This window comes from Streptomyces sp. NPDC046716, assembly GCF_040645755.1.
GTDB lineage: Bacteria > Actinomycetota > Actinomycetes > Streptomycetales > Streptomycetaceae > Streptomyces.
Map to the genome: position 1 here is coordinate 1 of NZ_JBEYYU010000119.1, position 8,729 is coordinate 8,729.

Sequence of the window (8,729 nt, forward strand, 5' to 3'; positions counted from 1 at the left end):
CCGCCTTGCATCTCGACGCACCAGACCCCGCTCACCAGCACAGAAATGCGCGGGCCGCCCGGCTGCGACCTGATCCGCCGGACAGGCCCTAGCGGAAGCGGGTGGTGGATTGCGGGAGAGCGGGCTACTCGATGATCTCGGCAGTATCCGACCCTCGCGGCGGTCGCCCGGGGCAGTATGCACGCATGAACGCGGACGGCACGGAGAAGCAGACGCTGGTGGCGTACCTCGTGGCGCAGCGGGCCGGCGTGCTGGCCGTCGTCGACGGGCTCGACGCGCGGGCCCTGAACACGTCGGTCCTGCCTTCGGGGTGGACGCCGCTCGGGCTCGTGGAGCATCTGGGGCACGCGGAGCGGCACTGGTTCCAGGAGGTCGTCACCGGGGCGGCCGGGCCGCTGCCGTGGCCCGACGACGGCGCCGCCCCGCTGACGACACCACGAGCGGCCGGGGAGGTGTTCGCCTTCTACGCCGAGCAGTGCCGGCTCTCCGACGCCGTGATCGCCCGTACGCCGTTGTCGGCGCCCCCGCGCGGCCGTCACCCCGAACCCATGGACGACATCAGCGATCTCCGCGGGATCGTCCTGCACATGATCGAGGAAACCGCCCGGCACGCCGGGCACTTGGACATCGCCCGGGAACTCCTCGACGGGCGCACGGGACTCGGACCCCGCTGAGCGCCCTGCCTCCGGGGGCCGGTCAGGGGGCGATCGCGTGCTCGGTGAAGCGGCCGCAGGCGCGGAAGCCCAGGCGCCGGTAGACGGGCTCGCCCTCGGCCGATGCCTGGAGGACCGCGATGCGGTGGCCCTCGTCGCGGGCCGTGCGGAGCGCGGCGAGGGTGAGGGCGCCGCCGTAGCCGCGGCGGCGGTCGGCGGCCAGGGTGGCGATGTTGTAGATCCCGGCGACCCCGGCGTGCAGGAACACCTCGGCCGAGGAGACCGGGCGCCCTTCGGCGTAGCCGACCAGGTAGCGGGCCGGGCAGTGCGCGGCGAGCGCCTGTGGGGCGGCGGCGGCGAAGAAGCGGCGGACGGTCTCGGCGGGCGGGTCCCAGTTCGCGGCGATCACCGTCGCGTAGTCGGCGAGTTGGGCGGGCGTGGTGACCGGCCTGATGTCCAGTCCGGGGACGGCCGGTGGCGGCGGGGCGCTGTCCAGCTCGGCCCACATCGCCGACTCGTGCTCCCACGCCGGCAGCCCGGCCGCCGTCAGACGGTCACCGAGGTCGGCCGGTGTGGAGGCGGGGCCCACCCACCAGGAGAACGGGCGGCCGGTGCCGGTCAGCGTCCGCGCCGTCTCCGCGATGCGGGCCGGTGCGGTGGCGGGGGTGAAGCGGGCCGCGGCGACGATGTTGAACGTGTCGTCGTCCGAGCCGCTGTCGGCGATCAGCAGATCGCCGGTCTCGGTGACGGTCGCGCCGGTCATGCTCCGGTGGAGGTGGACGGCGTGCTCCGCCAGGTTCCGCTCCATCGCGTCCAGTACGTCGACGTCGGCGTCATGGTGGGGGCGGGGCCGGGGTTCTGCGGTCATCGTGGTTCGCCTTGCGTCTTGCGGGATCGGTACCCGGCCATCTTCGCCCGCGCCCCGCACACGTCCATCGAGCACCAGCGGCGGCGGCCCGGGCGGCTGACGTCGACGAAGAGGAGGGTGCAGTCGGGGGCGGCGCACTCGCGGATGCGGTGGCTGTGGCGGCCCGTGAGGAGGTCGACTCCGTCGCGGGCTATCAGGGTCAGCAGGTCGCCGGTGAGGTGGAGTTGGGGGCGGTGCAGGGCCGGGGCGTCGTCCGCGTCCGTGGTGAGGCGGGGGCCCGGCAGGGACCGGGCCGACCAGGTGCTGATGGTGTCGAGGTCGTCCGGGTCCGGCTTCGCCGCGTGCAGGAACGTCCGGTGCAGGGACTCGCGCAACTGGTGGGCCTGGGCGAGGGCTCGGGGGGTCGCGTCGGGGAGGGGGACGTCGGTGAGGTGTGCCTCGCGGCACCAGCGGGACAAGTCGGCCGGGGTGCGCAGTTGCTCCGCGGTGTCGGGGGCTTGGCCGGTCAGTGTGGCCGTGAAGTCGACCGAGACCCTTCCGCCGTACCAGCGGAAGGCGAGGGCATCGGTGCGCGTGTCCACCATGCCGGGCACGCTAGCAGTCTTGCCCCGCGCCTCCGGGTGGTTCGTTCGTCTGCGGGCCGGTGGGGGCTGGTCGCGCAGTTCCCCGCGCCCCTGGAAGCGAGCTTCGCTCGTCCAGGGGCGCCGGGTGTACTCAGCGCGCGGAGGGCGTCAGGGCCTCCGGGGTGTCCGGGACGGTCACGGGTGCGGTTGCCTCGGGGGCTTCGGCGTTCAGGTCCACCAGCATCTGCTTACTGAAGCCGAAGAAGTACGTGGCGACGAAGCCGACGATGTAGCCGACCAGCAGGCCGCCGCCGTAGATGAGGGCCGTGCTGCCCCAGCCGTGGTTGCCGTCGAGGAGCGGGAACAGCGCCCAGCCGGACGGGCCGATCGCCGTCGAGCCGACCTTGTCACCCAGCATCGAGAACAGACCGACGAACGCGCCGCCCGCCGCACCGCCCACGCACGCCGTGATGAACGGACGGCCCAGCGGCAGCGAGACACCGTAGATGAGGGGTTCGCCCACGCCCAGGAAGCCCGCCGGGAGCGCCGACTTGATGGTCTTGCGGATCGACGCGTTGTGCTTGAGCCGCTTGAACACCGCGATCGCGCAGCCGACCTGGCCCGCGCCCGCCATCGCCAGGATGGGGAGCAGGACCGTGTAGCCCTGCTGCTCGATGAGGGTGGTGTGGATGGGGATGAGGGCCTGGTGCAGGCCCAGCATGACCAGCGGGAGGAACAGGCCGCCGAGGACCAGGCCCGCGAAGGCGCCCGTGTTGTCGAGCAGCCAGTTCGCCGCCGTGCCGATCCCGGTGGAGACCTCGCCGGCCACGTACATCAGGCCGAAGATCGTGACCAGGCCGGAGATCAGGACCGTCAGGGTGGGGGTCACGAGGACGTCCACCGCCTCCGGGACCCACTTGCGGCACCACTTCTCCACGTACACCGCGAGGACCGCCGCGCCCAGCGCGCCGAGCACACCGCCCTGGCCGGGGGAGAGCTTCTGGCCGAACGCCTCGATGTTGGCGACGCCCGCGTACACGATGATCGCCGCGACGGCGCCGCCGAGGATCGGGGTGCCGCCGAACTCCTTCGCCGTGTTGTAGCCGACGAACACCGCGATCAGCGACATGAAGCCGGAGGCGATGGCGGCGAGCGCCGGGGTGACGGAGGGCAGCCACTCCAGGTTGATCAGCAGGCCGTTGATGCCCGCGACGATGCCGCAGCCGATCAGGGCCGGGATCAGCGGCACGAAGATGTTGGCGATCTTGCGGAGGAAGAGCTTGAACGGGGTGGCGTTCTTCGCCTTCCGCGCCGCCCGCATCTCGGCTCCCTGGGCGGCCAGTTCGTCGGCCGTCGCCGCGTGCGGGGCGGGCGCGGGCGAGGCCGCCGGTGCGGCGGCCCTGCCCTCCTCGACCAGCGCCTCGAACTCGGGGGTCACCCGGGCGACCTTCCCCGGGCCGAGCACGATCTGGTACGTCTCGTCCTCGACCACGCCCATGACGTCGGGCAGCGCCTTCAGCGCCTCGTCCTGGACCAGCGAACGGTCGGCCAGACCCAGCCGGAGCCTGGTCATGCAGTGGACTACCGAGGTGACGTTCTCCGGCCCGCCGACAAGCGGGAGGATCGAGGCCGCCACGTCGCGGTTCTTGTTCTCAGCCATGGTGCGTGCTGCCTTGCTGTGCGGGTGGTGCTGGGGGTGTACGGGGGTCAGGGGGTGGTGCTCGGGGCCGCGGCGAGCGCGGCGCGCAGGTGGCCGTCCGACGCGGACAGCAGGCGGGCGGCCGTGGGGCCGTCGACATCGCCGAGGACGACGAGGATCGCGTTCTTCACCTCGCCGTCGGTGGCGGCGAGGGCGGCCTCGATGACGGCGTCGTCGGCGCCCGTGGCCAGGGAGACGATGCGGCGGGAGCGGGCCCGCAGCTTCTCGTTCGACGCGCGGACGTCGACCATGAGGTTCCCGTACGTCTTGCCGAGCCGGATCATGGTGATCGTCGACAGCATGTTCAGTACGAGCTTCTGGGCCGTGCCCGCCTTCAGGCGGGTCGAGCCGGTGAGCAGCTCGGGGCCGACGACGACCTCGATGCCGTGGTCCGCGGCGGCCGCGAGGGCGCTGTCCGCGTTGCAGGACAGGCCGATGGTGAGGGCGCCGTAGCGGGCCTTCGCGTGCTCGACCGCGCCGATCGCGTACGGGGTGCGGCCCGAGGCGGAGATGCCGACGACGACGTCGTTCTCCGTCAGGTTCAGGGCGTCCAGGTCCTCGGCGGCGAGCTCCTTGGAGTCCTCGGCGCCCTCGACCGCGGTGACCATCGCGGAGGGGCCGCCCGCGATCAGGCCGATGACCTCGGACGGGTCGGTGTTGAAGGTGGGCGGGCACTCGGACGCGTCCAGGACACCGAGGCGGCCGGCCGTGCCGGCGCCCGCGTAGAGGAGGCGGCCGCCGCGGGCCATGCGGGCGGCGGTGCCGTCGATCGCCGCCGCGATCTGGGGGAGCTGGGCCGCCACGGCGCCGGGCACCGTGGCGTCCTCGCCGTTCATGATGCGGGCGATCTCCTGGGTGGGGAGCTGGTCGATCTCGGCGAGTTCCGGGCGGAAGGCTTCTGTGGTGAGGGTGGCCAGCTGGGCGCGGAGTTCGGTGTACGTGGCGTCGGTGGACATCGTCGTCTCGGGGGCTTTCTGTGCGGGGTGCGGTGGCGGGTGCGGGATGGCGTCTGCCGGGCGCGGTCAGCTGCCGGGTGCGGCTCTCGTCGTGGCTGGTCGCGCAGTTCCCCGCGCCCCTGAAACGAGCTCCGCTCGTCCAGGGGCAGGGGAAGGCGCGCGAAGCGCAGCCTTCAGGGGCGCGGGGAACTGCGCGAGAAGCCCCACCGGGCCGCAGATGGTGGCGGCCGTCATGATCTGCCGCCCCGCGGAGCGGCGCGGTGGCGGTGGGCCAGGGCCTCGTAGGAAGCGGAGAGGGCCGGGGCTGCCGTCTCGTAGTTGCGCTGGGCCACGCCCACGAAGAGGCAGTCGACCACGAGGAGCTGGCTGGTCCGGGAGGACATGGCCGCGGGACGGAGCTCGCTCTCGCGGGCGATGGAGGTGGTGAGGATGTGGTCCGCGTACTGGGAGACCGGCGCGTCGGGGCGGCCCGTGATGGCGATGGTCGTCGCGCCGTGCTCGAAGGCGACCCGGAGCGGCTCGATGACGTCGCTGGTGGCGCCGGAGTGCGTGATGGCGACGGCGACGTCGCCGGAGCGCAGGCTGACCGCGTTGGTCACGGCCAGGTGGGGGTCCGAGTGCGCGTACGCGACGTGCCCGATGCGGAGCAGCTTCTGCGCCAGGTCCTGGGCGACGAGCCCGGACGCGGCCATGCCGTAGATCTCGACCCGCCCGGCGGCGGCGAGCGCGCCCACGGCGGCGCCGAGCTGCACGGTGTCGAGCGCGGCGGCGGTGTCGGCGAGGGTCTGCTGCTCGTCGTAGGCCAGCTTCGCGACCACGTCGGCGATCGGGTCGTCGACCGCGATGTCGGCGGTGACGGCGGGCGCCCGGCCCGACTGCTGCTGCGCGGCGAGCCCGGCGAGGGCGAGGCGCAGATCGCGGTAGCCGGGGTAGCCCAGGAGGCGGGCGGTGCGGACCACCGTGGCCTCGCTGGTGCCGGTGAGCTCGGCGAGGCCGGTGACGGTGAGGGCGGCGCAGCCGGCGGGGTCACCGGCGACCGCCTCCGCGACCCGCTGCATGGATCGCGTCATCGACGGGGCCAGGGTGCGCACCTTGGCCGCGAGGGCCGCCGGGGCGGGCGGCGCGTCGTTGGCGAAACTTTCCTTCACGTCATTGCTCACGTGATGAAAGATATTTTCAGGACGGCCGGGGGTCAAGGGTCGAAGGGCCGGGACCTGCGTCACATCCGCGCCGTACGGAACAGGCGCGCGGGACAATGGGGGGATGAACACCATCAGCCCCCTGGAACAGGCTCTGCACGCGGCTCGCGCGCTGATCCTCGCGGACCTGAAGGCCGTCGACGTCGCCGACGCGGACGTGGTCTCGCTCGTCGAGGAGTCGATCACGCAGCGCCGCTGGTGGGTGGAGCAGTGGCCGGAGGGCGTCGAGTTCGTCACCGGTCTCGTGGCGCAGGACGTGCAGGACGGAATCCTGGAGCGGCACGGGCGCTGGCCGGTGTGCCCGGTGTGCGGTCCGGGCTCGGGCGCGGACGGCCCGCACGCGCTCGACGTCGAGCCGGAGCTGGGCGCCGACCCGCACTGGGTGTGCTCGGAGGCCGGAGTGGTCGTGGCGCCGGTCGGCTCGCTGGGAGCCGTGGCCGGGTGACCGTCTACATCGACCCGCCGACCTGGCCCGGCCACGGCCGGCTCTGGTCGCACCTCGTCAGCGATGTGTCGTTCGACGAACTACACCTGTTCGCGAGGGAGTTGGGGGTGCCGGAGCGTGCCTTCGAGCGCGATCACTACGACATCCCGGCGCACCGCTACGAGGACGCGGTGCGGGCCGGGGCCGTGACGATCGGCTCGAAGGAGCTCGTACGGCGGCTTACGGACGCGGGGCTGCGGCGTCCGAAGGGGCGGCCTGCGGCGTAGCGGCGCTGCCGATGACGATCCGGGACGGCGTCGTGCGCCGGTGCAGCCGCAGCGACACCGCCGTCAGGGCCAGCGCGAGCACCGTCATCGCGCCGCCCGCCCAGGCCACCGCCGGATAGCCGAGGTCGGCGTCGATGACCGTGCCGCCGAGCCAGGGGCCGCCGGTGTTGCCGAGGTTGAACGCGGCGGTCGTGGTGGCGCCCGCCAGGGTGGGGGCCGCCCCCGCCACGTTGAACATCCGGGCGTTGAGCGCCGGAGCCGTGTAGAAGGCGGACAGGCCGAGCAGGAACGCCAGGGCCACCGCCGCGATCTCCAGGTGCCCGAGCAGCGCCAGCGCGGCGAGGAAGACCGTGGACAGCGCGGTGCCGGTCAGCAGCACCCCGAAGAGGTGCGCGTCCGCGACCCGGCCGCCGACCGTCGTGCCGACCAGCGCGCCCACGCCGAACAGCGCCAGAACGGCCGGGACCCAGCTCTCGTCCAGGCCCGCGACGTCCGTCAGGAACGGGGACAGGTAGCTGAACGCGCAGAAGACGCCGCCCGCCGCCAGCGCCGTCACCGCGATCGACAGCCACACCTGCCGGTCCGCGTAGATCGACAACTCGCGCTTCAGGCGCGGACGTTCGGCCGGGCGCGGGATGTGCGGGACCAGCGTGACGATGCCGACGAGCGCGATCGCCGAGGCCGCGCCGACCGCCCAGAACGCCGCGCGCCAGCCGAGCCCGTCACCGAGGAAGGCACCGGCCGGGACGCCCAGCACGTTCGCGATCGACAGGCCGCCGATCATCACCGCCATGGCGCGGGCCCGCTGGTTCACCGGCACCATCGCGATGGCGACGGCCGCGCCGACCGCCCAGAACCCGGCGCAGGCCAGCGCGGAGACGACGCGGGAGGCGAAGAGGATGCCGTAGGTGGGGGCGAGGGCGCCCGCGACCTGGCCCAGGCCGAAGGTCGTGATCAGGGCGATGAGCGTGGTGCGGCGGGGCAGGCGCAGGGTCGCCACCGCCAGCAGCGGGGCGCCCACCACCATGCCGATCGCGAACGCCGAGATCAGCAGACCCGCCTGCGGGATCGTGACGTCCATGTCGTCGGCGACGGCCGGGAGCAGCCCGGAGAGCATGAACTCGCTCGTGCCGAGGGCGAAGACGCTGAGGCCGAGTATGTAGACGGCCAGGGGCATCGGGGTGCGGGTGGGATTTTGCGGCATGTCAGGGGCAACCGGGGGTGGAGGGGGTGGCATTCCCGGTTGCCGCCGTGGGCGGCTAGCGGGGTGCCAGCAGGCGCAGTTCCGTTGTCAGGTTGTCCCGGGCCGGGGACTCCCAGTGCTTCTTCCCGTACGGGGTTCTGAACAGGGCGGGCAGATCGATGAGCTGGCGCAGGACCGCCGCCCGGCCCTCTCTGAACGCCTCGTCGGGGACGAACGCGTACTCCTCGCGGACCGCCCGCGTGTACGCCGCGTAGGCCTCCGGCTCCGCCGCCAGGATCGCCAGGTCGGCGTCGCACAGGGTCTCGCCGTCGGTGTCGCCGTCGGCCGGGTCGTGGGTGACCGTGAGACGGACCAGGCGGGCCACCTCGGCCACCGTGGGCTCCGCCAGTCCTGCCTCGGTGAGGGCGCGCTCCGCGAGGGCCGCCGAACGCTCCTCGTTCTCGGAGCGGTCCGGCCGGTACACCGCGTCGTGGAACCACGCCGCGAGGCGCACGGTCGCGGGGTTTTCGGCGTGCTGCTCCAGTACGTCGATGTGGTCGAGGACGGCGGTGAGGTGGGTCTGGGTGTGGTAGCGACGGTGGGGCTCCGCCCAGCGGGTGAGGAGGTTGTCGGCGTACGGGTAGGGATCGCTCCCCGGGTTCTCCGTCGCCGCCGCCCGCAGCACCTGGGCAAATCGCTCACGCAGCTCACTCATGGCCCGACCTTAACTCTGGGGGCGTGTGGTCGGGTGCGGGCCGGTGGGGGCTGGCCGCGCAGTTCCCCGCGCCCCTGAAGGCATGCGCTGCGCGCGCCTTCCCCTGCCCCTGGGCGAGCGCAGCTCGCTTCAGGGGCGCGGGGAGGCCGGCGGAGTGCGAGTCGGGGATCGGGTAGGAGCTG

The 8,729-nt window shown here is 73.2% G+C and carries 10 protein-coding genes; 3 read left to right on the plus strand and 7 right to left on the minus strand.

Annotated elements, in window-relative coordinates; all coding sequences use genetic code 11:
* The first annotated feature begins 185 nt into the window (after positions 1-185).
* The gene (locus ABZ930_RS40810) at positions 186-674 is read left to right on the plus strand and encodes a DinB family protein (protein ID WP_361560498.1); all 489 of its coding nucleotides are present in this window, start codon (positions 186-188) and stop codon (positions 672-674) included.
* A gap of 22 nt (positions 675-696) precedes the next feature.
* Here the strand turns inward: ABZ930_RS40810 and ABZ930_RS40815 are convergent, their stop codons facing one another.
* The 5 genes from ABZ930_RS40815 to ABZ930_RS40835 form a co-directional block, all read right to left on the minus strand.
* Positions 697-1,461 carry a GNAT family N-acetyltransferase gene (locus tag ABZ930_RS40815; protein ID WP_361560522.1) on the minus strand — a complete coding sequence of 255 codons (765 nt, stop codon included), beginning with the start codon at positions 1,459-1,461 and terminating at the stop codon, positions 697-699.
* Between the two features lie 56 nt (positions 1,462-1,517).
* Positions 1,518-2,105, minus strand: a complete 588-nt coding sequence (locus tag ABZ930_RS40820; RefSeq protein ID WP_361560501.1) for a CGNR zinc finger domain-containing protein — start codon at positions 2,103-2,105, stop codon at positions 1,518-1,520.
* 130 nt (positions 2,106-2,235) lie between these two features.
* Positions 2,236-3,744, minus strand: coding sequence for a PTS transporter subunit EIIC (locus ABZ930_RS40825; RefSeq protein ID WP_361560504.1), 1,509 nt, complete (start codon positions 3,742-3,744; stop codon positions 2,236-2,238).
* Between the two features lie 47 nt (positions 3,745-3,791).
* Entirely contained in the window at positions 3,792-4,739 is a 948-nt protein-coding gene (gene murQ, locus ABZ930_RS40830) for an N-acetylmuramic acid 6-phosphate etherase (protein ID WP_361560507.1), read from the minus strand.
* A gap of 230 nt (positions 4,740-4,969) precedes the next feature.
* On the minus strand, positions 4,970-5,899 hold the full coding sequence (locus ABZ930_RS40835) for a MurR/RpiR family transcriptional regulator (RefSeq protein ID WP_361560510.1): 930 nt from the start codon (positions 5,897-5,899) through the stop codon (positions 4,970-4,972).
* A 103-nt stretch (positions 5,900-6,002) separates the two neighbouring features.
* On the opposite strand from ABZ930_RS40835, the gene ABZ930_RS40840 reads away from it, so the two are divergent.
* Both ABZ930_RS40840 and ABZ930_RS40845 read left to right on the plus strand, forming a co-directional pair.
* Entirely contained in the window at positions 6,003-6,383 is a 381-nt protein-coding gene (locus ABZ930_RS40840; RefSeq protein WP_361560513.1) for a hypothetical protein, read from the plus strand.
* On the plus strand, positions 6,380-6,649 hold the full coding sequence (locus ABZ930_RS40845; protein WP_361560516.1) for a DUF4031 domain-containing protein: 270 nt from the start codon (positions 6,380-6,382) through the stop codon (positions 6,647-6,649). The genes ABZ930_RS40840 and ABZ930_RS40845 overlap by 4 nt, the downstream gene beginning before the upstream one ends.
* On the opposite strand, the gene ABZ930_RS40850 is transcribed toward ABZ930_RS40845, so the two are convergent.
* Positions 6,603-7,826 carry a Cmx/CmrA family chloramphenicol efflux MFS transporter gene (locus tag ABZ930_RS40850; protein WP_361560525.1) on the minus strand — a complete coding sequence of 408 codons (1,224 nt, stop codon included), beginning with the start codon at positions 7,824-7,826 and terminating at the stop codon, positions 6,603-6,605. The genes ABZ930_RS40845 and ABZ930_RS40850 overlap by 47 nt on opposite strands.
* An 82-nt stretch (positions 7,827-7,908) precedes the next feature.
* Complete coding sequence (locus ABZ930_RS40855) at positions 7,909-8,547, minus strand: hypothetical protein (protein WP_361560519.1); 639 nt, start codon at positions 8,545-8,547, stop codon at positions 7,909-7,911.
* Positions 8,548-8,729 lie beyond the last annotated feature (182 nt).